The following is a 25,516-nucleotide window of genomic DNA, read 5'->3' on the forward strand; positions in this document are numbered from 1 at the left end:
GCTCCTTAACGGTCTTTCGGGTCGAGGGCATCACGCAGGCCATCGCCGATAAAGTTGAAACAAAACAGGGTGACAACCAGGAAGCCCGCCGGATACAGCAGCAACCACGGTGAAACTTCCATCGAGTTTGCACCGTCACTCAGCAACGCGCCCCAACTGCTTAGCGGCTCTTGCGTGCCCAGCCCCAGGAAGCTCAGGAAGGATTCAAAGAGGATCATGCTCGGCACCAGCAGTGAGGCATATACCACCACCACGCCAAGAACGTTCGGCACAATGTGGCGGACCACGATATTTCTGGTCGATACCCCACCCACCTGTGCCGCTTCGATAAACTCTTTGCGTTTAAGGCTCAGTGTTTGGCCACGCACGATACGCGCCATATCGAGCCAGGACACCATCCCGATGGCCACGAAAATCAACAGGATGTTCTGACCAAAGAAAGTCACCAGCAGGATCACGAAGAACATGAACGGGAAGGAGTTGAGGATTTCCAGCAGACGCATCATAACGGAGTCCACTTTCCCGCCGAGATAACCGGAAAGCGATCCGTAGAGCGTGCCGAGGATCACCGCCACCAGCGCGGCAGCAATACCGACCATCAACGAAATGCGGCCACCGATGGCCACGCGCACCAGCAGGTCACGACCGGATGAATCGGTACCGAAATAGTGCCCGGACTCCATATCTGGCGCGCTGGACATCATGCCCCAGTCCGTATCGAAATAGGTGAATTGCGACAGCATCGGTGCCAGCGTCACAAACAGAGCAATGATCACCAGGACGACCAGGCTCGCGACGGCAGCACGGTTGTGCATAAAGCGGCGACGCGCATCCTGCCAGAGGCTACGACCTTCGACTTCCAGTTTTTCACTGAAGTTTTCCAGCGCCTCGCTGTTTTTCTTACTCAACATCATGGCGTGCTCCAGTTAGTAACGGATTTTAGGGTCGATAACGGCATACAGCACATCGACAATGGCGTTAAACAGAATGGTCAGCGCACCAACCAAAATCGTCAGGCTCAGCACCAGCGAGTAGTCACGGTTAAGGGCACCGTTAACAAACAGCTGACCAATGCCTGGCAGGCCGTAGATGGTTTCGATAACCATTGACCCCGTAATGATGCCGACAAAAGCTGGCCCCAGGTAAGACAGGACGGGTAACAGCGCAGGCTTCAGCGCATGCCGTAAGATAATCCGGCGCATCGGTAAGCCTTTCGCGCGCGCGGTACGGATAAAGTTGGAGTGCAGAACCTCAATCATCGACCCGCGCGTGATACGCGCGATACTGGCGATGTATGCCAACGATAATGCCACCATGGGCAGTATCATGAACTGCAGCGCCCCACCGTTCCACCCGCCGCCCGGCAGCCATTTCAGCGTGATGGCAAATATCATGACCAGCAACGGTGCGACAACGAAGCTTGGGATAACCACCCCGGTCATTGCGACCCCCATGACGGCATAATCCCATTTGGTATTTTGTTTTAAGGCGGCGATAACGCCCGCAGCAACCCCGAGAACGACGGCGAGCAGGAATGCTGCAGCACCCAATTTAGCCGATACCGGGAAGCTTGACGCCACCAGGTCGTTAACGGAGTAGTCTTTATATTTGAATGACGGCCCAAAATCCCCGTGTGCCAGCTGCTTCAGATAGTTGAAGTATTGGGTAGAGATAGGATCGTTCAGATGGTATTTCGCTTCAATGTTGGCCATGACTTCTGGCGGCAGCGTACGTTCACCGGTAAAAGGACTTCCCGGTGCAAGACGCATCATGAAGAAGGAAATCGTGATAAGAATAAATAGCGTTGGAATCGCTTCAAGACAGCGACGTAGGATAAATTTCAACATTGCCCGTACCTTCTGGCGTGTGCCTATATTATGTGACGTTGGTTAGACACCGTGGGGCGAGTACCCTCGCCCCACTCATTGCCATTAATGCTTGATAATATAAAGATTCTTAACGGAGATATTATCCAACGGGTCTTTACCGGTATAACCCCCTACCCACGGTTTCACCAGACGGGCGTTCACGTAGTAGTAAACCGGTACAATTGCAGAGTCTTTATCGAGTTGTTCTTCTGATTTCGCGTACAGCTCTGCGCGTTGCGCATCGTCAGTCACTTTCAGCGTATCACCGATAATCTTATCGAAAGCCGGGCTCTTATAGTGTGCAGTGTTATTCGAACTGTCACTGAGCATCGTGTTCAGGAAGGATGTCGGTTCGTTGTAGTCCGCACACCAGCCAGCACGTGCCACGTCGAACGTTCCCTGATGACGGGTATCGAGGAAGGTTTTCCACTCCTGGTTTTCCAGTTTGACGTTCGCACCCAGGTTTTTCTTCCAGATAGACGCGACGGCAATAGCCAGTTTTTTATGCAGATCTGACGTGTTGTACAGCAGGTTAAACGTCAGAGGCTTATCAGCGGTATACCCTGCTTCAGCCAACAGTTTTTTGGCTTCTTCGTTACGTTTTTCCTGAGACCATTTGAACCACTCAGGTTCAACCAGTTTCATACCGTCGGTGTAAGGCGGGGTGTAGCTGTAAGCGGGCAGATCGCCCTGGTTTTTCACCTTGTTAACAATGATATCGCGATCCAGCGCCAGCTTCAGCGCGGTACGAACGCGCACGTCGGTGAACGGTGCTTTCTGGTTGTTAATTTCGTAGTAGTACGTGCACAGGTACGGATCGACGTGAACTTCTTTCGGGATCTCTTTTTTCAGTTTCTGGAACAGTTCAATCGGCATGTTGTTATAGGTCATGTCGATCTCGCCGCTGCGGTAGCGGTTAACGTCTGTCACTTCAGAAGAAATTGGCAGGTAAGTCACCTGATTGATCACGGTTTTCGCGTTGTCCCAATACTGTGGGTTACGCTCCAGAACCATACGTTCGTTGACCACCCAGTCTTTCAGCTTATAAGCACCGTTGGTCACGATATTGGCTGGCTGCGTCCATTTTTCACCAAATTTCTCCACGGCGGATTTTGGTACCGGGGAGACGGACGGGTGAACAAGCAGCTTATAGAAGTACGGAACAGGTTCGCTCAACGTCACTTCAAAGGTATTCGCATCAATGGCTTTTACGCCCAGATCGGTAACAGGTTTTTTGCCTGCGATAATGTCATCAATATTGGCGATGTGACCATACTGCAGATAGCTCGCATACGGAGAGGCGGTATTTGGATTCGCCAGGCGCTGCCAGCTATACACGAAATCTTCAGCGGTGACCGGAGTGCCGTCGGACCATTTAGCATCTTTACGCAGATGGAAGGTCCAGACTTTGAAATCTTTGTTTTCCCATTTCTCAGCCACACCCGGAGCCGGGTGGCCGTCTACGTCAGTGACCAGCAGACCTTCGAACAGATCGCGGTTAACGTTCGACTCAGGAACCCCTTCAATTTTGTGCGGGTCCAGAGACTGAACTTCCGCACCGTTGTTACGCACCAGCGTCTGTTTTTCCGCCAGTTGTACCCCTGCAGGCACATCCGCAGCCATTGCGTTGCCCGCGATTAGCGCAGTTAAAATCCCCGCCGCTACCAGATTTTTTTTTGTGATGATGGTCATTGTGTTGGTACTCCACTCATTATAATTACTGGCCTTCGCCAGCTGTGTAATCCCCTGTTGGGGCCTGTACAGCGCAGGAGTTTTTTTATGCTGCTGCCAGGTTCTTTTTTCTACTTCTGCTATCACCGACTTTTTTATTACTGACCGCTCGTATGGCCGTCTTGCGTCGATTCTCAACACGCCGCCCCGTCTGCGACGTGTTATGGATTTCTGGGACGAAAACTATATGAAAATAATTCTCATCTACTTGTTTAATTCTGCAAAATATAAGGCCGGAAAGTATCAAATGGCGCAAACACCCGCCAATACATTTTGCAAATTTGTTAAGCAATTCTCTTTTACGAAGGATGCCGTTTCTCTGACAATCGTCTCACCGGACAGCATTTATCAAAAAATTGGTGGATATTCAATAAGATGTAAAAAACCTTTTCTGCGCGCACTTCAATGCGTCGCCCCAGGCAGATTTTGCACAAAAATTTAACAACTGGTTATTATTTAGCACATTCCTCTAGGGGAACATTGAAATTACTAATATCATTTCGGATATCACTCAGCAAGCCCCAGACTATCATGTGAGTAAAATAACAGAGCATTCGAAGGATTTATGTGCAGGCGGGTGGGCAGGAAAGAATTAACTCGTTGAAATACAAGAAAAGAGGATTATTAGTAGAATTTATTATGTCATGTTCACATTTCAACTTTATTTATATGATTTGCTGATAATGACGTAAAAAAAACGGAGCCCCTGGCTCCGTCCTTTCATATGAAGTTTTAATGCAATAACCCAGGGAAAATGCTTTTAATGCCGGTAACGATAAACTCAATACCCAACGCCATCAGTAGCAGACCCATGATACGGGTAATAACGTTGATGCCTGTTTGCCCTAACAGCCGCACCAGCCAGGGGGCCATGCGGAATACGCCCCAACAGCAGAGCGCGAAAAGCGCAATCGCCACGGAAAAACCAATCAGGTGCATCAGACTGTGATAGCGCGTCCCCCACACTATCGTCGAGCTAATGGCCCCCGGACCCGCCATCAGCGGCAAGGCCAACGGAACGACACCGATACTTTCACGGACCGCTGTTTCTGATTTCTCCTGTTTGTTCTGTTTATCCTCACCCAGCTTACCGCTGATCATCGACATGGCGATGGTGACAACCAGAATCCCGCCCGCAATACGGAAGGAATCAATAGAGATCCCGAACAACTGCAAAATGGCGTCGCCCAGGTAAAGCGACGTCAGCAGAATAATCGCTACCGATAGGTTTGCCGTCAGGTTGGTTTTGTTTCTGGCAACGGCTGTCTGGTAGCTGGTCATACTGATGAAGACAGGGATAATCCCCACTGGGTTCACCAGTGCAAACAGACCAACAAAAAACTTAAAATATGTAGGGAAATCAAAGAGCGTTTGAATCACATTTAGCTCCGCTAATGAGCATGTTCAGGGACAAAAAATATGTCATGATAAAACCGCGCTGAAGATACGCTTTTTTGCAGCATTCTTCACCAGAAATCTGTGCCAAAACGTTATCATTTCATGATGTTAAACATTTGTAGAATCAATGATAGTGTCACTTCTAATAGTTACGTAATTATTTAACAGTGGAAAATTCTTGCCGAAATAGGCTGCTGAAAGGTATCAGCTTAGGGAAAAATTGATGCAGATCATGATTTCCGTACTCAGAAGTGAGTAATCTGATTACGCCGCCAGGGAGATCACCTATCAAAAAGGTATGATGCTAAGGTAAGGCTCTTTTAGTAAATTAGTGAGCTGGAACGAGAAGTAAGCCCTTGTTTTACTGTGTGTTACGCAAGTGGTATCGGCTCTGTCTATACTGTGTGACGTATCGAGCGCTGGTTTACTAAAAGAGTTTAAACATTATCAGGAGAGCATTATGGCTGTTACTAATATCGCTGAACTGAACGCACTCGTCGAGCGCGTTAAAAAAGCCCAGCGTGAATATGCCAATTTCACCCAAGAACAGGTTGATAAAATCTTCCGCGCGGCCGCACTGGCTGCTGCAGATGCTCGAATCCCTCTCGCTAAAATGGCCGTTGCCGAATCCGGTATGGGTATCGTTGAAGATAAAGTGATCAAAAACCACTTTGCTTCAGAGTATATCTACAACGCCTATAAAGATGAGAAAACCTGTGGCGTGCTGTCTGAAGACGACACCTTCGGTACCATCACTATTGCAGAACCTATCGGCATCATTTGCGGTATCGTTCCAACCACTAACCCAACGTCTACTGCTATCTTCAAATCACTGATCAGCCTGAAGACCCGTAACGCAATCATCTTCTCCCCGCACCCACGTGCAAAAGACGCGACCAACAAAGCAGCAGATATCGTTCTGCAGGCTGCAATTGCCGCTGGCGCACCAAAAGATTTGATCGGCTGGATTGATCAGCCGTCTGTTGAACTGTCCAATGCGCTGATGCATCACCCGGACATTAACCTGATTCTGGCGACCGGTGGTCCTGGTATGGTTAAAGCTGCATACAGCTCCGGTAAACCAGCCATCGGCGTAGGCGCAGGTAACACCCCTGTTGTTATCGACGAAACGGCGGATATCAAACGTGCCGTTGCGTCTGTACTGATGTCAAAAACCTTCGACAACGGCGTCATTTGTGCGTCCGAACAGTCTGTTGTGGTTGTTGATTCCGTGTACGATGCCGTTCGTGAACGTTTCGCAAGCCACGGCGGCTACCTGCTGCAGGGTAAAGAGCTGAAAGCCGTTCAGGACATCATCCTGAAAAATGGCGCACTGAATGCTGCTATCGTAGGTCAACCAGCATATAAAATTGCTGAGCTGGCAGGCTTCACTGTTCCGGCAACAACCAAGATCCTGATTGGTGAAGTGAAAGTTGTCGATGAAAGCGAACCGTTCGCTCATGAAAAACTGTCCCCTACTCTGGCAATGTACCGTGCGAAAGATTTCGATGACGCGGTAGAGAAAGCAGAGAAACTGGTTGCCATGGGCGGTATCGGTCACACCTCTTGCCTGTACACCGACCAGGATAACCAGCCAGAACGTGTTGCTCACTTCGGTCAGAAGATGAAAACTGCACGTATCCTGATCAACACCCCTGCTTCTCAGGGTGGTATCGGTGACCTGTATAACTTTAAACTCGCACCTTCCCTGACTCTGGGTTGTGGTTCCTGGGGTGGTAACTCCATCTCTGAAAACGTTGGTCCAAAACACCTGATCAACAAGAAAACCGTTGCTAAGCGAGCTGAAAACATGTTGTGGCACAAACTTCCGAAATCTATCTACTTCCGCCGTGGCTCTCTGCCAATCGCGCTGGATGAAGTGATTACTGATGGCCACAAACGTGCGCTCATCGTGACTGACCGTTTCCTGTTCAACAACGGCTACGCAGATCAGATCACCTCAGTACTGAAAGCGTCTGGCGTTGAAACTGAAGTCTTCTTTGAAGTTGAAGCTGACCCAACCCTGAGCGTTGTTCGTAAAGGTGCTGAACTGGCAAACTCCTTCAAACCAGATGTGATTATCGCACTGGGTGGCGGTTCCCCAATGGACGCCGCGAAAATCATGTGGGTCATGTACGAGCATCCGGAAACCCACTTCGAAGAGCTGGCGCTGCGCTTTATGGATATCCGTAAACGTATCTACAAGTTCCCGAAAATGGGTGTGAAAGCGAAAATGATCGCTGTCACCACCACTTCCGGTACCGGTTCAGAAGTGACGCCGTTTGCGGTTGTAACTGATGATGCAACAGGTCAGAAATACCCACTGGCGGACTACGCGCTGACCCCAGATATGGCTATCGTTGATGCCAACCTGGTGATGGATATGCCGAAATCACTGTGTGCCTTCGGTGGTCTGGATGCCGTGACTCACGCCCTGGAAGCCTATGTGTCTGTACTGGCGTCCGAATTCTCTGACGGTCAAGCTCTGCAAGCGCTGAAACTGCTGAAAGAGAACCTGCCAGCGTCTTACAACGAAGGGTCTAAAAACCCGGTAGCGCGTGAGCGTGTACACAGTGCTGCAACCATCGCTGGTATCGCGTTTGCGAACGCCTTCCTGGGTGTTTGTCACTCAATGGCACACAAACTGGGTTCTCAGTTCCACATTCCTCACGGTCTGGCGAACGCTCTGTTGATCAGCAACGTTATCCGTTATAACGCGAACGACAACCCAACCAAGCAGACTGCATTCAGCCAGTACGACCGTCCACAAGCACGTCGTCGTTACGCTGAAATCGCTGACCACCTGGGTCTGAGCGCACCGGGCGACCGCACTGCTGCTAAGATTGAGAAACTGCTGGCATGGCTGGACAGCATCAAAGCTGAGCTGGGTATTCCTAAATCTATCCGTGAAGCAGGCGTTCAGGAAGCTGACTTCCTCGCTCACGTAGATAAACTGTCTGAAGACGCATTTGATGACCAGTGTACTGGTGCTAACCCGCGCTACCCACTGATCTCCGAGCTGAAACAGATTCTGCTTGATACCTACTACGGTCGCGAGTTCAAAGAAAATGACACTGTCGCGGTGAAAGTTGAAGCGCCTGTTGTTAAAGCTGACAAAAAAGCGAAGAAAAGCGCTTAATTGACAGCCTAATAAAAAACCCGCCAATGGCGGGTTTTTTTATGCCTGCTGATCGGCAAAGAAATCTGCACTGCCCTATTTCCGGTTATCGCTCTGGATAGCCGTCAGTGAACCTACAACAAGTGCTTCTTTATAGTGCTTGCGACAGACCGATACATAGCGCTCGTTGCCTCCTATAACGACCTGCTCGCCATCCGCGTAGGGTTTACCCGATTGATCGAGACGAAGCACCATACTGGCTTTACGGCCGCAGAAACAGATAGTCTTCAGCTCAACGAGCTTATCCGACCATGCGAGCAAATACTGGCTGCCAGCAAATAACTCGCCGCGAAAATCGGTGCGTAGACCATAACAGAGTACGGGAATATCCAGTTCGTCAACGACTTCAGAAAGCGCATGAACCTGTTCACGCGTCAGGAACTGGCTTTCATCTACCAGAACACAATGGATGGGCTTAGCGGCGTGTTCAGTGCGGATATCATCCAGTAAATCCGTTTGCGGGTTATAGAGCCTTGCTGGCGACGAAAGTCCTATTCTTGAACTTACCTTCCCTGCACCAAAGCGATCGTCGATTTCAGCGGTGTATACAACGGTGCGCATCCCCCGCTCCTGATAATTGTATGAGGATTGCAGTAACGCCGTCGATTTCCCTGCATTCATTGCCGAATAGTAGAAATAAAGTTGTGCCATTGGCCGAAGAACCCTAATCAATGTGTAATATTCCCGATGAATCATTGTACCATATTTTGTCCCGTCATCAGCGATACACCGCACAGACTATGCCGCTGAACCCGTGATTAACCCTCGGTTCTTTTAGAAAATAATGCGTTAAAACATACATTAAACGCTTATCGGGCTGCCAATAAGCAACTTATGCAGCCAAACATAACACTTCTTTTTATACTGGAATTTACGTTCATTAAAATTCACTATTTATTAACTATTTTTGTCTTACCCGCGCGTCCCTGAAGTAATACAAAAGGCTGATATTTATCCGCCGCAACTATAATTCCTGAGGGAAATGTCACAAAACCAAACATGCATACCGCTGGTTTTTGCCGTTTGACGTGAAATCATCAGACCAGACACACGGTGAAATTTAAGTTAGCGTAATTAATAATAGCGCCGACGATTTCGTATTTTTTGAATTCCTTACATTCCCACCTATTGCACAACTCAATTTATCGCTCTATTATTAGGACAACAAACCACCCCCCATTATAAGTTTGAGATTACTACAATGAGCGAAGCACTTAAAATTCTGAACAACATCCGTACTCTTCGTGCGCAGGCAAGAGAATGTACCCTTGAAACGCTTGAAGAAATGCTGGAAAAATTAGAAGTTGTAGTTAATGAGCGTCGTGAAGAAGAAAGCGCAGCTGCTGCTGAAATCGAAGAACGCACTCGTAAACTGCAGCAATATCGCGAAATGCTGATTGCAGATGGTATCGATCCAAACGAATTGCTGAACAGCATGGCTGCGGCGAAAACCGGTACCAAAGCAAAACGCGCTGCTCGTCCGGCTAAATATAGCTACATTGATGAGAACGGCGAAGAGAAAACCTGGACCGGCCAGGGTCGTACTCCAGCTGTTATCAAGAAAGCAATGGATGAGCAGGGTAAACAACTGGATGACTTCCTGATCAAGGATTAATCCTAATCTAATTACAAAAATCCCGCTTAATGCGGGATTTTTTTTACGCGAAATTCCGCTGAGCAACCCTTTACACTCTGTCATATGTCGCCACAGACTATTTAATGTCTTTTACAATCCCTCTCCAGCAGCCACTGAGCCTCGTTATGGGCATAAAAAAACCGGTGGGCATCGCCACACCGGTCTTGTTCAACTGAGTATCAGACTATTTCTTAATACCCACGTTTTCTTTGAGCCAGGCTTTAAATTCTTCGCCCAGGGTATTGTGGCGAATACCATATTCAACGAATGCCTGCATATAACCGAGTTTATTACCGCAGTCATGGCTCTTACCTTTCATATGGTAAGCTTCTACGGTTTCTTTTTCGATCAGCATATCGATGCCATCGGTCAGCTGGATTTCATCACCCGCTCCCGGAGGCGTTTTCGCCAGCAGTGGCCAAATCTCAGCACTCAGCACGTAACGACCCACAACCGCCAGATTAGATGGCGCGACGTCCGCTTTCGGTTTCTCAACGACACCTACCATAGGAACGCTTTCGCCTGGCTCCAGATTAACGCCCTTGCAGTCCACAACACCATAGGCGGTAACGTCTTCTACAGGCTCAACCATGATCTGGCTGCTGCCTGTTTCGTCGAAGCGCTTGATCATCTCAGCCAGGTTATCCTGAGACAGATCTGATTCAAATTCGTCCAGAATAACGTCCGGCAGAATAACAGCAACCGGCTCATCACCCACAACCGGGTGTGCACACAGCACAGCATGGCCCAGACCTTTCGCCAGCCCCTGACGAACCTGCATAATGGTGACGTGTGGAGGACAAATAGACTGAACTTCCGCTAACAGCTGGCGCTTAACGCGTTTTTCCAGCATCGCTTCAAGTTCAAAACTTGTATCAAAATGGTTTTCGATAGAGTTTTTAGATGAATGCGTAACCAGCACAATCTCAGTAATCCCTGCCGCGATACATTCATTTACGACGTACTGGATTAATGGCTTATCAACTAAAGGCAGCATCTCTTTAGGGATTGCCTTCGTTGCTGGTAACATCCTGGTCCCCAATCCCGCTACCGGGATGACGGCCTTTCTGACTTTCGAATTTAGGGCAGCCATTCAAATTCTCCTGAGCTGTTCAAGTTTTGAACTTTTATGCATTAAATAACGCGTTGAGTATATCAGCCTCAGCCTTTAGTACGGGTCTGAAAAGAACGCGTTGCCGATCAATTAGGATAAATACGCATGAATCTGGCAGCGATAGTAGCACCGCCAACTAAACACTGGAAAAGCAATCTCAAGAATAAAACTCAACTGCTTATTCCGTGGACAACATTAAGCGTAACCGCCCGCCAGCGCCCCAAATTTGGCACTGCCAGGAGGAACAGCGGTGGCTAATTTGATTGAGGTAAGCCGTCCCCAGTGTTCCCAGCGGTACGCCGTTACTCACCTGAATATGATGCTCCCCCGTATTCAGAGAAGCGTTTAAACCCGCAGAAACAAGAATCAGATTTTTCAGTCCGCTGTGATAATAACCGACGAGTAGCGGAAACTGCCCAGGCAAATTAGCCTGGCGGAAAAGCTGATTTACTTGTTTAAGCAAACTGCCTAATTCAGGAAGCCGCTGCCCCTGATGGGATAACTGCTCCTGCAATAATCCATTAAATAGCGCACGAAGTAACAATGCGGCTAAAACACCATTGTCTCCTGCCCGGGTCACGTCCAGACAATAAAAAGCGAGATCGGAATCGGATAACGGCGCAATATCGAGCACCAGACCATGCTGGTCTGCCGCCACGAGTTGTCGATAATTTATACGGCAATGGGAAAGCGTTTGTTGTACCGGCGGCTGAAGCTCTTGTAACAATTTGGCAGCGGCAAGCGGATTACTGACCAACGCATCCCAGTCCTGAAACAGACGTTCTTCTTCTTCAACGCGGGAATTGAACATGTTGGGATAAAGGCAAGCGAGCACCGTCTCACGCAGACGGTTCAAATCCTTGACGGGCTTGAGCAGAATATCCTGTACCCCCAGACGTAGCGCTTTCGCGATATCCGCCATATTCTCCGTCGCAGAGATCACCAGCACAGGCATTTGGTTTCCTTCGTTGCGAAGATGCTCAACCAGTTTCAGGCCATTCATTCGCGGCATCGCGATGTCGCAGATCATCAAGTCCGGGGCAATAGACGTCATTTTCTCCAGCGCGTCGATGCCGTCCTCGGCAAGAGAAGTATCCGCACCCAGTGAGGATAACCACGAATCCAGCAAAGAGCGGAAAACGGGCTCGTCTTCAACGATTAAAATGTGTTTTCCGACCAATGGCTGCGTCATGGTTCCTCCCCTGGCTGACAGTTACTCAATAGTGGCATGCTATTGGTACTATCGCCTGTCAGATTTTGCTGAAGTAATCAAATAAAGGATGCTTAAAGTGCTGTTCGCACAAATGGCAACAATTCATCTATTTTCTTTTCGACGGCTAAGGAACCCGCTGAAATCGCGGCCTCAGCTCTATGGAAATCAAGGGTAGAGATTTGAGGACAATAAGGTTGAATCAGAATATCGGGAGGATCGCCAGCCATACGGTTTCGCTTCAGACGATTCTCAAGTACCTGAATTGACGTGGTCATGATTTCCAGGGCGGTGGGTGCCGTTACTGCTCGGCGAGTTGCCAGGCGTCCAATTCTTCCGCGCAAACGCGCATGCCAGGCGAGCTTCTCACCTTCGGCATCATCACTTTGCAGATTAACGGGCATGAGGTCTTGCTGCATCAGGTGGGCATCATGCTGCAGGTCCACGGCAATCACAATATCCGCGCCCATGGCACGCGTCAGGGAAACAGGGACCGGGTTTACTACCCCGCCATCGACCAGCCAGTAGCCGTTATGTGGCACAGGGGCCATTAATCCTGGCATGCTACAGGACGCACGGACAGCAAGATGAAGATCGCCTTCGGTGAGCCACAGCTCACGTCCTGTACTGAGGTTCGTGGCCACCGCGCCAAACGGCAACTGACAGTGGGTAAAGTCATCAAGGGGCATAATCTGACGGAACTGATTAAACACGCGCTCGCCTCGCAGCAGGCCGCCACGCTGCCAGGAGAGATCCATCAGGCGCAGCACATCCCAGTAGCTGAAGGAACGTACCCATCTCTCAAGCTCCGGTAGCTTACCGCAGGCATATGCTGACCCGACCAGCGAACCAATCGAACAGCCTGCAACGATATCAACGTCAATACCCATCTGTTTCAAGGCGTTGATAACGCCAATATGCGACCAGCCTCTGGCTGCACCTGAGCCTAACGCCAGTCCAATTTTTACTTTTCTCATTAGCCCTGTTTTACTTCCCCTGGATCCCCAACATAGCGTCAACGCAACAGCTCAGTTAACATAGTGCTACCCTAAGCGTTAAACGCCCTTATTTTTTGTTCCAGGAAGAGAATCGTGTCTCAACTCTGCCCCTGTGGTAGCGCTCTGGAGTATAGCCTATGTTGCCAGCGATATCTTACTGGCGAGCAGGTTGCTCCAGACCCGTCACACCTGATGCGTTCGCGGTATACTGCTTTTGTGATCAAAGACGCAGATTATTTAGTCAAGACCTGGCACCCCACTTGCCATGCAGCTGATTTTCAGCAAGACATTGAAGCGGGCTTCGCCAATACCCACTGGCTCGGTCTCACGGTCTTTGATTCAGCCCCCGGTCGTGATGAAAACGAGGGTTACGTAAGTTTTGTTGCCCGTTTTACCGAACAGCACAAACCCGGCGCCATTATTGAACGTTCCCGTTTCTTAAAGGAAAGCGGGCAATGGTATTATATTGACGGAACGCGTCCTCAATTCGGTCGTAACGATCCCTGCCCTTGCGGTTCAGGTAAAAAATTTAAAAAGTGTTGCGGGCAGTAATGCCTGACAACCCAGACTTCGCAAATACACAAACAGGATTTCCCGGCGATGCAATCACTACAACGTAAAGTTCTGCGCACCATCTGTCCCGATCAAAAAGGACTGATCGCACGAATTACCAACATTTGTTACAAACATGAACTGAATATCGTGCAGAACAACGAGTTCGTTGACCACCGTACCGGTCGCTTCTTTATGCGCACCGAGCTCGAAGGTATTTTCAACGACACCACCCTGCTTGCCGATCTGGATAGTGCCCTGCCGGAAGGTTCCGTGCGTGAACTGACGCCCGCTGGCCGTCGTCGCATTGTGATCCTGGTGACCAAAGAGGCACACTGCCTGGGCGACCTGCTGATGAAAGCCAACTACGGCGGTCTTGATGTCGAAATTGCCGCTGTTATCGGCAACCACGAGACGCTGCGTACGCTGGTCGAGCGTTTTGATATTCCATTCGAACTGGTCAGCCACGAAGGACATACCCGTGAAGAGCACGACGACCTGATGGCGCAGGCGATTGAAGCGCATAATCCAGATTATGTGGTGCTGGCGAAATATATGCGCGTATTAACGCCTTCCTTCGTGGCGCGTTTCCCGAACAAGATTATCAACATCCACCACTCGTTCCTTCCCGCCTTTATCGGCGCGCGCCCGTACCACCAGGCCTACGAGCGCGGCGTGAAGATCATCGGTGCGACGGCCCACTATGTGAATGACAACCTGGATGAAGGTCCCATCATCATGCAGGACGTGATTCATGTGGATCACACCTATACCGCAGAAGACATGATGCGCGCTGGGCGCGACGTTGAGAAAAACGTCTTAAGCCGTGCGTTGTATCAGGTGCTTGCCCAACGCGTCTTCGTTTACGGCAACAGAACCATCATTCTTTAATCTTTCGGAAAATGAATTGATTAGCTTTGCACCTTTGCGGATAAAAAGCAGGCAAACAACTTCATTTCCCTAAAGGAATGCTTTACAGGGGCGTCTCATTTGATATGATGCGCCCCGCTTCCAACAGGAAGCAGGCCTGTAAAAAGCATTACCCCGTGGTGGGGTTCCCGAGCGGCCAAAGGGAGCAGACTGTAAATCTGCCGTCATCGACTTCGAAGGTTCGAATCCTTCCCCCACCACCATCTCTCAGCATTACCTCAAAATTTGAATTACCCCTGGTGGGGTTCCCGAGCGGCCAAAGGGAGCAGACTGTAAATCTGCCGTCATCGACTTCGAAGGTTCGAATCCTTCCCCCACCACCATCACTTTCAAATGACTCCAAATCTTCTGTTCGCACCAGGCATCATGCATTTCCGTGACGGGGAAGGATGAGAAGCTTCGATTAAGGTTCGATTCGAGCGTAGCGAGAAAGCGTTGCCGCAGGCAACGACCCGAAGGGCGAGGCGCAACGCGCCGAGTAATCCTTCCCCCACCACCATCACTTTCAAATGACTCCAAATCTTCTGTTCGCACCAGGCATCATGCATTTCCGTGACGGGGAAGGATGAGAAGCTTCGATTAAGGTTCGATTCGAGCGTAGCGAGAAAGCGTTGCCGCAGGCAACGACCCGAAGGGCGAGGCGCAACGCGCCGAGTAATCCTTCCCCCACCACCATCATTTCCCGAATAATCCAAAAAAATCATTATAAAACTTAACCGCGTCCGCCTTCGTAGGCCGGGTAAGGCGCAGCCGCCACCCGGCGACAGAAACCTACATCGGCGGCAACCGTCGCTTCACCGGCGAGCTCTTCACAATCGACGTATTACACTGGGCATGCTCTGCCAGGCCGTCCAGCAATACATCCAGCTGTTCTATCGACCGTACCACCAGCCTGATCACAAAACAGTCCTCACCCGTGACTTTGTCACTCTCAATGCACTCCGGCATGGCCTGAATGTATTTATCCACCTTATGCAATAACCCCGGCAATGGGCGCACGCGCACCAGCGCCTGCAAGGTGTATCCCAGCGCCGCCAGGTTCACCCGCGCACCATAACCCTGAATCACACCGCGCTCTTCCAGCCTCTTCAAACGTTCTGCCGTGCTGGGTGACGTCAATCCCACACGACCACTCAGCACCTTCAGCGACGCACGTGCGTCCTCTACCAGACAAGCCAATATTTGCCGATCGATATCATCAAGCAGGCATTCCATCGCTTTCACCTAATTTTAAAAAGTCATTAACCTGTTTCACCTTATATCAGCCCTGTAAAACCCGACAGTGATTTTCGACAATAGGGTCATTAATCAGGAGGTGGATGATGCGTGATTTACAAAAAGGCGTCGGGCAGATGAGCCTGGCGATGTTAATTTCCGGCTCTATCGGCGCGTTTGTTTTACTCTCCGGTCTGCCGGTAACAGAAGTGGTGTTCTGGCGCTGCGTCATCGGCGCGGTTACGCTTTATGTATTCGTCCGGTTAAGTCGAAAGCCCTTCAGTCCCCTCACCCGCACCACGCTGCTGCTGGCCATTTTTGGCGGCGTAGCGCTCGTGGTGAACTGGCTGCTGCTGTTTGCAGCCTATGAGCGGATCTCGATTGGCCTGTCAACCGTGGTCTATAACACCCAGCCGTTTATGCTGGTGATGATGGGGATGCTCTTAGGTGAACGCGTCAGTCTGGTGAAGTGGGGCTGGTTGATCCTCGCCTTCGGCGGCGTGGTGATATTGCTTTCCAGCGAGCTCAGCGGCACGCATGGCAGTGAATGGCTCGCAGGTATCGGGCTGGCGCTGGGTGCAGCATTCTTTTACGCGCTGACTGCCATTATCGCCCGCAAACTGAAATCCATCGCACCGCAGCATATCGCCTTTATTCAGGTCCTGACTGGGGTGGTGATGCTTCTTCCGCTGGCGCATATGCCTTCCCTTTCGGGCGATTTCCCCTGGACGATACTGCTGACGCTGGGCATTGTCCACACCGGCATCATGTACCAGTTGCTGTATAGCGCCATTCAGAAACTCCCCACTCCAGTGACCGGCTCGCTGTCGTTTATCTATCCGGTGGTCGCCATTGTTGTTGATAACCTGGTGTTCGGACACTCGCTGAACCTCACGCAGCTTGCGGGCGGCGCGCTGATTTTGTTTGCCGCTGCGGGCAACAACCTGGGCTGGGGCGAAAAAAAACCCCGCGAGTGCGGGGTGGGTATCAAAACGGCAAATTAGCGACGGGCGCGCACAATCTGGTATTTGCGCGTCAGGTACTCAACCGGCGCGCTCCAGATGTGCACCAGGCGGGAGAACGGGAACAGCACAAACAGCGTCATCCCCAGCACCAGGTGCACGCGGAAGATAAAGGCCACGCCGTCAAGATGCTCAGATGCGCCGCCATGGAAGGTCACCACGGACTGCGCCCAGCCGACCAGCTTCATCATTTCGCTACCGTCCATATGCTGCGCTGAGAACGGAATCGTCAGCAGACCCAGCGCACACTGCACCATCAACAGGGAGAGGATCAGGATGTCCGCAGCGGTCGTGGTGGCACGTACGCGCGGGCTGAACAGACGACGTTTCAGCAGCAGCAGACCGCCGACCAGACACATCACGCCGCTGGCACCGCCCGCAAACATCGCCATTTTCTGCTTCACTTCAATCGGCAGCCAGGCTTCGTACATCCAGTGCGGTGTCAGCATGCCCAGGAAGTGCCCGGCAAAAATCCCCAGGATCCCGATATGGAACAGGTTAGAGGCGAGGTTCATCCCCTTGCGGTCCAGCATCTGGCTGGAGGCCGCCCGCCAGGTATACTGGCCATAGTCATAACGCAGCCAGCTTCCCACCAGGAATACGGTGCCCGCAATGTACGGGTAAATGTCAAAGAAGAACATATTCAGGAAGTGCATTATTGCCGTCCTCCGTTAGAGATATTCAAATATTGCGGAGCAACAGCCCCGGCAAAACGACGCTGGTGAGCGGAGATTTCAGACTCGCCGCAGTTCTGGTCAGCAAAGAACTTCACCTGCTCTTCTTCCCAGACCGCATCAAGCGCCTGCGGAGTGTCGTCGCGCGCTTCGTCCGCGATTTTTTCCGCTACTTTTTCGCTATCAACGGCGGCATTTGCCAGCTTCACCAGCAGGTCAAAGAGCACCGCATAAGCACTTTCGCGCTGCTGAAGACGCGCGCCAAGCAGCGCCAGGATCGGTGCGATGTCCTGTAAACCGCCCAGCGCCTCTTCTTTTGGCAGCTGCGCCAGATATTCCAGGTACAGCGGCAGGTGGTCTGGCAGTTCGCGGCTGTCGAGTTGCAGGCCGTGCTGCTCGTACTGGGACATCAGGTCGACCATCGCCTGACCACGATCGCGGGATTCACCGTGGACGTGTTCAAACAGCAGCAGAGACGTCGCGCGCCCGCGGTCAAACAGCTGGCTGTAGTCCGCCTGCGCGTCCAGGAGATCGCGCGCTAACAGATCGCGGAGGAAAACGCCCAGCTTCTGGGCATCCGCTTTATCCAGGTTTTCAGATGACGCGAGTGCATCAAAGAGTTCCTGCTGATGCTGCGCAAGCGCAGCATCCGGGTACTCGAGCAGACGCGAAACAATGACGAGTTCAATCATTGGTGCGGCTCCGTTTTGCTGGTCACATCCATGGCGTCGATGCGGCGGCTGTTGAACAGGTTGAATTTGGTGTCTGAGCCGTGGCAACCGTCACCGAAGCTAAAGCCACATCCGTTTTTCTCCGGGAAGGCGTCGCGCGCCTGCTCGCGGTGGCTGCTCGGTACGACGAAACGGTCTTCGTAGTTCGCAATCGCCAGATAGCGGTACATCTCCTGAGCCTGTGCTTCGGTCAGACCAACCTCTTCCAGCGCACGGGTATCGGTAACGCCGTCAACGGTCTCAGCACGCTTGAAGTGACGCATCGCCAGCATACGCTTCAGCGCCAGCAGGACCGGCTGGGTATCGCCTGCGGTCAGCAGGTTCGCCAGGTACTGAACCGGAATACGCAGGCTTTCCACGTCTGGCAGAATGCCGTTGCCGCCCAGCTCGCCCGCGTCGGCAGCAGACTGAATCGGTGACAGCGGCGGCACGTACCAGACCATCGGCAGCGTGCGGTATTCCGGATGCAGCGGCAGCGCCAGCTTCCAGTCCATCGCCATTTTGTACACCGGGGACTGCTGCGCCGCGTCGATCACGCTCTGCGGCACGCCGTCCTTCAGCGCCTGCTCGATCACCTTCGGATCGTTCGGATCGAGGAACACGTCCAGCTGACGCTGGTACAGATCTTTCTCGTTCTCGGTGCTTGCTGCCGTTTCAATCGCGTCCGCGTCATACAGCAGCACGCCGAGGTAGCGAATACGGCCTACGCAGCTTTCTGAACAGACGGTCGGCATACCGGCTTCAATGCGCGGATAGCAGAAGATGCACTTCTCGGACTTGCCGCTCTTCCAGTTGAAGTAGATTTTTTTATACGGACAGCCGGTGATGCACATGCGCCAGCCGCGGCACTTGTCCTGGTCGATGAGCACGATGCCGTCTTCTTCACGCTTGTAGATGGCGCCGCTCGGGCAGGTCGCCACGCACGCCGGGTTAAGGCAGTGCTCGCACAGACGCGGCAGGTACATCATGAAGGTATTTTCGAACTGGCCGTACATCGCCTTCTGCATGTTCTCGAAGTTTTTGTCTTTCGACAGCTTCTCGAACTCACCACCCAGATCGTCTTCCCAGTTCGGGCCTTTCTCGATCTTGTTCATACGCTGACCGGTGATCAGCGAGCGAGGACGAGCAATCGGCTGATGTTTACCTTCCGCTGCGTTATGCAGGTTCTGGTAGTCGAAATCGAACGGCTCGTAGTAATCGTCGATGCCCGGCAGATGCGGGTTAGCGAAGATTTTTCCCAGAAGCCAAGCGCGGTTTCCCATGCGCGGCTGGATTTTGCCGTTGATTTTGCGGATCCAGCCGCCCTTGTATTTTTCCTGATCTTCCCAGTTGGTCGGGAAGCCAGTGCCCGGCTTGGTTTCCACGTTGTTGAACCAGGCGTATTCGGTGCCTTCGCGGCTGGTCCAGACGTTTTTACAGGTGACTGAGCAGGTATGACAGCCGATGCATTTATCCAGATTCAGCACCATGCCGACTTGTGAACGAATTTTCATTTTACGCTCTCCTGTACCTGGTCATTACCTTCGCCGTCTAACCAGTTAATATTCTTCATCTTACGTACCACCACGAACTCATCGCGGTTAGATCCTACGGTGCCGTAGTAGTTAAAGCCGTAGGCCAGCTGCGCATAGCCACCAATCATATGGGTCGGCTTCGGCGTAATACGGGTGACCGAGTTATGAATACCGCCGCGCTGCTCGGTGATTTCTGAGCCAGGAATGTTCACGATACGTTCCTGCGCGTGGTACATCATGGTCATCCCTGCTGGAACACGCTGGCTAACCACTGCACGAGCGGTCAATGAACCGTTGCTGTTGAAGACTTCGATCCAGTCGTTATCCACAATCCCCAGATCTTTGGCATCCGCTTCGCTCATCCAGACAATCGGACCGCCGCGTCCCAGCGTCAGCATCAGCAGGTTGTCGCTGTAGGTGGAGTGGATCCCCCACTTCTGGTGCGGCGTCAGGAAGTTCAGCGCTTTCTCCGGATTACCGTTGGACTTCTCGCCCATTACCGCTTTCACCGAACGGGTGTCGATTGGCGGACGGTAAACCAGCAGGCTTTCGCCGAAGTCACGCATCCACTGGTGATCCTGATACAGAGACTGACGACCGGTCAGGGTACGCCATGGGATCAGCTCGTGAACGTTGGTGTAACCCGCGTTATAAGAAACGTGCTCATCTTCCAGACCAGACCAGGTCGGGCTGGAGATAATTTTGCGCGGCTGGGCCTGAATATCGCGGAAGCGGATTTTCTCGTCTTCTTTGTTCAGGGCCAGATGCTTATGGTCGCGACCGGTGATTTTACTCAGTGCTTCCCAGGCTTTTACTGCGACCTGGCCGTTGGTTTCCGGTGCCAGGGTGAGGATCATCTCTGCGGCATCAATCGCCGTGTTAAGCCAAGGCTGGCCTTTGGCCGGACCGTCTGATTTGGTGTAATTGAGCTTACGCAGCAGGTCCATTTCGCTCTGTGTGTTCCAGGCGATCCCTTTCCCGCCGTTGCCGATTTTCTCCATCAGCGGGCCGATAGAGGTAAAGCGTTCGTAGGTCGCCGGGTAGTCGCGTTCTACCGGAATGATGTGCGGCGCCGTCACGCCTGGGATCAGATCGCACTCGCCTTTTTTCCAGTCCTTCACGTCCAGCGGCTGCGCCAGTTCGGCAGCGGAGTCGTGCTGAATGGGCAGCGTCACCACGTCGGTTTCTTTGCCCAGGTGCCCTACGCAGACCTCGGAGAATTTCTCGGCAATGCCTTTGTAGATTTCCCAGTCGCTTTTGGATTCCCACGCCGGGTCAACGGCAGCAGACAGCGGATGAATAAACGGATGCATATCCGAGGTATTCATGTCGTCTTTTTCATACCAGGTTGCCGTCGGCAGAACGATATCGGAGTACAGACAAGTGCTCGAAAGACGGAAATCCAGCGTCACCACCAGATCCAGCTTGCCGTCCAGGCCGTTGTCTTTCCATTCCACTTCTTCAGGCTTCACGCCGCCCTGCTTGCCGAGATCTTTGCCCTGAATACCGTGTTCCGTACCAAGCAGATACTTCAGCATGAACTCGTGACCTTTACCGGAAGAACCCAGCAGGTTTGAGCGCCAGATGAACAGGTTGCGCGGATGGTTTTTACCGTTTTCCGGCTGTTCCGCCGCAAAGCGAATCGAACCTTCCTTCAGCGACTTAACGGTGTAGTCCACCGGTGTCATGCCCGCTTTCTTCGCCGCTTCCGCGATGCGCAGCGGGTTGGTGCCAAGCTGAGGAGCCGACGGCAGCCAGCCCATACGTTCCGCACGCACGTTGAAGTCAATCAGGTGGCCGCTGTAGCGGGATTTATCCGCCATTGGCGACAGCAGTTCCTCTGCGGTAACCGTCTCGTAGCGCCACTGGCTGGAGTGGTTATAGAAGTAGGAAGTGCTGTTCATGTGGCGCGCCGGACGCTGCCAGTCGAGGGCAAACGCCAGCGGCTGCCAGCCGGTCTGCGGACGCAGTTTTTCCTGGCCGACGTAGTGCGCCCAGCCGCCGCCGCTCTGACCGACGCAGCCGCAGAAGATCAGCATGTTAATCAGGCCGCGATAGTTCATATCGAGGTGATACCAGTGGTTCAGACCGGCACCAACGATGATCATGGAGCGACCGTGGGTCTTGTCGGCGTTTTCCGCGAACTCACGCGCGATACGGGTGATCTGCGCGCGCGGCACGCCGGTGATCTGCTCCGCCCATGCCGGGGTGTACGCTTTCACGTCATCGTAGCTGCTTGCACAGTTTTCGTCGTTCAGACCGCGCTCAAGGCCGTAGTTCGCCATGGTGAGATCGTAAACGGTGGTGACCAGCGCCGTTGAACCATCGGCGAGCTGAAGACGCTTCACCGGCAGTTTGTGCATCAGAACATTATTCAGTTCAACCTTGTTGAAATGCTCGGTGCCTTCGCCACCGAAGTACGGGAAGCCGACGTCAGCGATCTCATCCTGGCTGCCCAGCATGCTCAGGCGCAGTTCGGTCTCTTCGCCTGTGGTGCCGTTACGCTGCTCCAGGTTCCATTTGCCCTTTTCGCCCCAGCGGAAACCGATAGAGCCGTTAGGCGCAATCAGTTCGCCATTGCTGTTACAGGCAACGGTTTTCCACTGCGGGTTATTTTCCTGACCAAGTGAATCCACCAGGTCAGCGGCGCGCAGCATACGACCGGCAGCGTAGTAGCCGTCGCGCTCTTCCAGCATCACCAGCATCGGCATGTCGGTGTAGCGACGCACGTAGTCGGTGAAGTACTGGCTAGGCTTGTCCAGGTGGAACTCGCGCAGCATGACGTGGCCCATCGCCAGCGCCATCGCCGCATCGGTGCCCTGCTTAGGTGCCAGCCACAGGTCGCACAGCTTGGCGATTTCCGCATAGTCAGGGGTAATCGCAACGGTTTTGGTGCCTTTGTAACGCACTTCGGTAAAGAAGTGGGCATCCGGGGTACGGGTCTGAGGAACGTTAGAGCCCCAGGCCAGAATGTAGCTGGAGTTATACCAGTCGGCAGATTCCGGCACGTCGGTCTGCTCGCCCCAGGTCTGTGGGGACGCAGGCGGCAGGTCGCAGTACCAGTCATAGAAGCTCAGGCAGGTCCCGCCAATCAGGGAGAGATAGCGCGCGCCAGACGCGTAAGAGACCATCGACATCGCCGGGATTGGCGAGAAGCCCGCCACGCGGTCCGGGCCGTAGGTTTTGACGGTGTAGACGTTAGACGCCGCAATCAGTTCGTTCACTTCTTTCCAGGAGGAACGGACAAAGCCACCGCGACCGCGAGCCTGCTTGAAGCTCTTCGCTTTGTCGGAGTCTTCAATGATGGATGCCCATGCATCAACCGGATCGCTGTGCTGGACTTTCGCTTCACGCCACATTTTCATCAGGCGCTTACGCATCAGAGGGTATTTCAGGCGGTTAGCGCTGTAGAGATACCAGGAGTAGCTTGCGCCACGCGGACAGCCGCGCGGTTCATGATTCGGCAGATCGGGACGGGTACGCGGGTAGTCGGTTTGCTGGACTTCCCAGGTCACCAGACCATTCTTGACGAAAATCTTCCAACTGCACGAACCCGTGCAGTTGACGCCGTGGGTTGAACGGACCACTTTGTCATGCTGCCAGCGCTGGCGATAGCCGTCTTCCCAGTCGCGGTTGGTCTCCAGAAGCTGACCGTGCCCATCGGCAAACGTCTCGCCCTTCTGCTTGAAGTAGCGAAACCGGTCTAAAAATTTGCTCATCGGGTATCTCCTGTGTGGAGCCTGTGGCTCTCTAAATCGACATTGCTGATTTGCTGCGAAGGTAACGCTCTGAAAGCGGGGGAGAATTGATAACGATCAAGGCGGGCGGGGTCTCTGAAGGTGGGTATTACATCAAATACCACCAAAGCGGTATAAATATAAATCTCGCATCACCATGATTAATATAGATATTTTATATTTATCGTACAAAAAGCAGGGCTAAATTTAACATCTCAGGTATTAAGGAGTAGACCCCACTGGAAAGCGATGGCTATCACAGTGTTACCCGCAGGCTGCCGGTCTAAAGGCCATCAGTATGTTGTAACTATTTTCAACACAAAAAAACGCGGCCCGAAGGCCGCGCAAACGGATAATCACACTTACTTATTTTTCTTGGTATTACGGCCATATACCAGCCACGTAATCACAACGCAGGCGATATAGAAGACGAGGAATACTTTCATGGCCCCTGCCGGAGAGCCGGTCAGGTCCAGTGAGATACCGAACGCTTTCGGGATGAAGAAGCCACCGATTGCGCCAATCGCAGAGATAAAGCCCAGCGCCGCAGCGGTGTCGGTCGCCGCTTCACGCATGGCCTGCTCTTCGGTGCCGCCCTGCGCTTTAACGCGATCCATGGTCAGCTTACGGAAGATGACGGAGATCATCTGGAACGTGGATGCACTTCCCAGGCCGGCCGTCAGGAACAGCACCATAAATACGCCGAAGAAGGCAATAAAGTTGCCGCCCTGCCCGCTGGCTGGCAGCGTCAGGAACAGCAGCGCGCAGAAAATTGCCATCACCATGAAGTTCACCAGCGTCACCCGCGTCCCGCCCAGACGGTCGGAGATCATCCCGCCAAGAGAACGTGCCAGCGCGCCGACAAATGGACCAAAGAAGGCAAATTGCAGGATCTGCACGTCCGGGAACTGGGTTTTCGACAGCATGGCGAAGCCCGCAGAGAACCCGATAAACGAGCCGAATGTTGCCAGATACAACAGCGCCATGACCCAAAGGTGACCGCGTTTCAGGACCGGTAACTGTTCGCTCAGGGACGCCTTCGACGCGGACAAATCGTTCATAAAGAACCAGGCCGCCAGCGTGAAGACCACCAGGAACGGTACCCAAATCCAGGCCGCGTTCTGCAGGAACAGAGAAGAACCATCCGGCTGGGTCACACCGCCGCCGCCAAAGGCCGCAAAAATGGAAACCGAAATCGCCAGCGGGGCAATCAGCTGCATCACGCTCACGCCCATGTTCCCCAGACCGCCGTTAATGCCCAGCGCACCACCCTGCTTCGCTTTCGGGAAGAAGAAGCTGATGTTCGCCATGCTGGAGGCAAAGTTCGCGCCCGCAAAACCGCACAGCAGAGAGATTATCACAAACACGCTAAACGGCGTGGAGGTATCCTGCACCGCAAAACCGAGCCACACGCACGGCACGATCATGATGCCGGTACTGAAAGCCGTCCAGCGGCGGCCGCCAAACACCGGTACCATAAACGCGTAAGGCACACGCAGCAAGGCACCGGACAGGGACGGCAGCGCGGTCAACATAAACAGCTGATCGGTCGTGAACGTAAAGCCGACTTTTGGCAGGTTTACCGCCACCGCACTAAACAACATCCATACGCAAAACGCTAACAGCAGGCACGGAACGGAAATCCACAGATTACGACTTGCTACACGATGGCCGCGCTGTTGCCAGAACGCCGGATCCTCTGGTCGCCATTCTGTAATAACGGCACCATTTTCCCTGTCGGGAGCGGATGAGTGACTCATAGACACCTCTGATTCTCGAATGATGCTGCAAACATTAGGGTTTTAGAGCGGCGGTAAGTTGATATAAATCAAAGGAAAAGTGCGGGGTTTTGTGGCGAAAAAAAAGGCATTACTCCAAGTGAGTAGGAGTAAGTGGTAAAAAAGATGTGGTTTTTCACGGTGCTGAGCCATCCCGGCTACTCCCTCCCCCTAACCGTTACTCCTCTGGCAATTTAGAGGTAATCCTTTATTGGTATGGGTATACTCCA

At 52.4% G+C, this 25,516-nt stretch carries 19 protein-coding genes, 2 tRNA genes and 2 other RNA genes; 9 read left to right on the plus strand and 14 right to left on the minus strand.

Annotated features, from left to right (window positions below; genetic code table 11):
- Positions 1 to 5 precede the first annotated feature (5 nt).
- The 4 genes from oppC to KW829_RS01860 form a co-directional block, all read right to left on the minus strand.
- Complete coding sequence (gene oppC, locus KW829_RS01845) at positions 6 to 914, minus strand: oligopeptide ABC transporter permease OppC (protein ID WP_014884161.1); 909 nt, start codon at positions 912 to 914, stop codon at positions 6 to 8.
- 12 nt (positions 915 to 926) lie between these two features.
- On the minus strand, positions 927 to 1,847 hold the full coding sequence (gene oppB, locus KW829_RS01850; RefSeq protein ID WP_089599049.1) for an oligopeptide ABC transporter permease OppB: 921 nt from the start codon (positions 1,845 to 1,847) through the stop codon (positions 927 to 929).
- An 84-nt stretch (positions 1,848 to 1,931) separates the two neighbouring features.
- Positions 1,932 to 3,560 carry an oligopeptide ABC transporter substrate-binding protein OppA gene (oppA, locus tag KW829_RS01855; RefSeq protein WP_010433002.1) on the minus strand — a complete coding sequence of 543 codons (1,629 nt, stop codon included), beginning with the start codon at positions 3,558 to 3,560 and terminating at the stop codon, positions 1,932 to 1,934.
- 771 nt (positions 3,561 to 4,331) lie between these two features.
- A complete protein-coding gene (locus KW829_RS01860; RefSeq protein WP_214605237.1) occupies positions 4,332 to 4,979 on the minus strand; it encodes a YchE family NAAT transporter in 648 nt (215 codons plus the stop codon).
- A 478-nt stretch (positions 4,980 to 5,457) separates the two neighbouring features.
- On the opposite strand from KW829_RS01860, the gene adhE reads away from it, so the two are divergent.
- Positions 5,458 to 8,136: a bifunctional acetaldehyde-CoA/alcohol dehydrogenase gene (gene adhE / locus KW829_RS01865; protein WP_010432997.1), complete on the plus strand. Its 2,679-nt coding sequence runs from the start codon at positions 5,458 to 5,460 to the stop codon at positions 8,134 to 8,136.
- Between the two features lie 75 nt (positions 8,137 to 8,211).
- On the opposite strand, the gene tdk is transcribed toward adhE, so the two are convergent.
- The gene (tdk, locus tag KW829_RS01870) at positions 8,212 to 8,826 is read right to left on the minus strand and encodes a thymidine kinase (protein WP_010432994.1); all 615 of its coding nucleotides are present in this window, start codon (positions 8,824 to 8,826) and stop codon (positions 8,212 to 8,214) included.
- Positions 8,827 to 9,376: 550 nt separating this feature from the next.
- Between tdk and hns the strand changes: the two genes are divergently transcribed.
- Positions 9,377 to 9,790: a histone-like nucleoid-structuring protein H-NS gene (gene hns / locus KW829_RS01875; RefSeq protein ID WP_003856724.1), complete on the plus strand. Its 414-nt coding sequence runs from the start codon at positions 9,377 to 9,379 to the stop codon at positions 9,788 to 9,790.
- Positions 9,791 to 9,995: 205 nt separating this feature from the next.
- On the opposite strand, the gene galU is transcribed toward hns, so the two are convergent.
- From galU to rssA, 3 genes are all read right to left on the minus strand, one after another.
- On the minus strand, positions 9,996 to 10,904 hold the full coding sequence (galU, locus tag KW829_RS01880; RefSeq protein ID WP_010432990.1) for a UTP--glucose-1-phosphate uridylyltransferase GalU: 909 nt from the start codon (positions 10,902 to 10,904) through the stop codon (positions 9,996 to 9,998).
- A gap of 199 nt (positions 10,905 to 11,103) precedes the next feature.
- Complete coding sequence (rssB, locus tag KW829_RS01885; protein WP_042716774.1) at positions 11,104 to 12,117, minus strand: two-component system response regulator RssB; 1,014 nt, start codon at positions 12,115 to 12,117, stop codon at positions 11,104 to 11,106.
- Positions 12,118 to 12,209: 92 nt separating this feature from the next.
- Positions 12,210 to 13,112, minus strand: coding sequence for a patatin-like phospholipase RssA (gene rssA / locus KW829_RS01890; protein ID WP_120158322.1), 903 nt, complete (start codon positions 13,110 to 13,112; stop codon positions 12,210 to 12,212).
- 114 nt (positions 13,113 to 13,226) lie between these two features.
- Between rssA and KW829_RS01895 the strand changes: the two genes are divergently transcribed.
- The 6 genes from KW829_RS01895 to KW829_RS01920 all read left to right on the plus strand — a co-directional run bounded on the left by KW829_RS01895 (position 13,227) and on the right by KW829_RS01920 (position 15,290).
- The gene (locus KW829_RS01895; protein ID WP_071985429.1) at positions 13,227 to 13,685 is read left to right on the plus strand and encodes a YchJ family protein; all 459 of its coding nucleotides are present in this window, start codon (positions 13,227 to 13,229) and stop codon (positions 13,683 to 13,685) included.
- Positions 13,686 to 13,733: 48 nt separating this feature from the next.
- Positions 13,734 to 14,576, plus strand: a complete 843-nt coding sequence (purU, locus tag KW829_RS01900) for a formyltetrahydrofolate deformylase (protein WP_023312104.1) — start codon at positions 13,734 to 13,736, stop codon at positions 14,574 to 14,576.
- Between the two features lie 157 nt (positions 14,577 to 14,733).
- A tRNA-Tyr gene (locus KW829_RS01905) sits at positions 14,734 to 14,818 on the plus strand.
- A 35-nt stretch (positions 14,819 to 14,853) separates the two neighbouring features.
- Positions 14,854 to 14,938 (plus strand) — tRNA-Tyr (locus tag KW829_RS01910).
- A gap of 45 nt (positions 14,939 to 14,983) precedes the next feature.
- Positions 14,984 to 15,114: non-coding RNA, RtT sRNA (locus KW829_RS01915), on the plus strand.
- A gap of 45 nt (positions 15,115 to 15,159) precedes the next feature.
- Positions 15,160 to 15,290: non-coding RNA, RtT sRNA (locus KW829_RS01920), on the plus strand.
- A 96-nt stretch (positions 15,291 to 15,386) separates the two neighbouring features.
- Here the strand turns inward: KW829_RS01920 and KW829_RS01925 are convergent.
- Complete coding sequence (locus KW829_RS01925) at positions 15,387 to 15,830, minus strand: Lrp/AsnC family transcriptional regulator (protein ID WP_218307483.1); 444 nt, start codon at positions 15,828 to 15,830, stop codon at positions 15,387 to 15,389.
- Between the two features lie 107 nt (positions 15,831 to 15,937).
- Here KW829_RS01925 and KW829_RS01930 point away from each other — a divergent pair, with 107 nt between their 5' ends.
- Positions 15,938 to 16,834, plus strand: a complete 897-nt coding sequence (locus tag KW829_RS01930) for a DMT family transporter (RefSeq protein ID WP_010432977.1) — start codon at positions 15,938 to 15,940, stop codon at positions 16,832 to 16,834.
- Here KW829_RS01930 and narI read toward each other — a convergent pair.
- The 5 genes from narI to KW829_RS01955 all read right to left on the minus strand — a co-directional run bounded on the left by narI (position 16,831) and on the right by KW829_RS01955 (position 25,268).
- Entirely contained in the window at positions 16,831 to 17,508 is a 678-nt protein-coding gene (gene narI, locus KW829_RS01935; protein WP_010432973.1) for a respiratory nitrate reductase subunit gamma, read from the minus strand. The genes KW829_RS01930 and narI overlap by 4 nt on opposite strands.
- Entirely contained in the window at positions 17,508 to 18,218 is a 711-nt protein-coding gene (gene narJ, locus KW829_RS01940) for a nitrate reductase molybdenum cofactor assembly chaperone (RefSeq protein ID WP_100166107.1), read from the minus strand. The genes narI and narJ overlap by 1 nt, the downstream gene beginning before the upstream one ends.
- Positions 18,215 to 19,750 (minus strand): nitrate reductase subunit beta, encoded by a 1,536-nt coding sequence (gene narH, locus KW829_RS01945; protein WP_218307484.1) that lies wholly within the window; start codon positions 19,748 to 19,750, stop codon positions 18,215 to 18,217. Before narH ends, narJ begins: the two co-directional genes overlap by 4 nt.
- A complete protein-coding gene (locus KW829_RS01950; protein WP_218307485.1) occupies positions 19,747 to 23,490 on the minus strand; it encodes a nitrate reductase subunit alpha in 3,744 nt (1,247 codons plus the stop codon). The genes narH and KW829_RS01950 overlap by 4 nt, the downstream gene beginning before the upstream one ends.
- Positions 23,491 to 23,870: 380 nt before the next feature.
- The gene (locus KW829_RS01955; RefSeq protein ID WP_218307486.1) at positions 23,871 to 25,268 is read right to left on the minus strand and encodes a NarK family nitrate/nitrite MFS transporter; all 1,398 of its coding nucleotides are present in this window, start codon (positions 25,266 to 25,268) and stop codon (positions 23,871 to 23,873) included.
- Positions 25,269 to 25,516 lie beyond the last annotated feature (248 nt).

Source organism: Enterobacter sp. ENT02, from assembly GCF_019219165.1.
In the GTDB taxonomy this organism is placed as follows: domain Bacteria; phylum Pseudomonadota; class Gammaproteobacteria; order Enterobacterales; family Enterobacteriaceae; genus Enterobacter; species Enterobacter mori.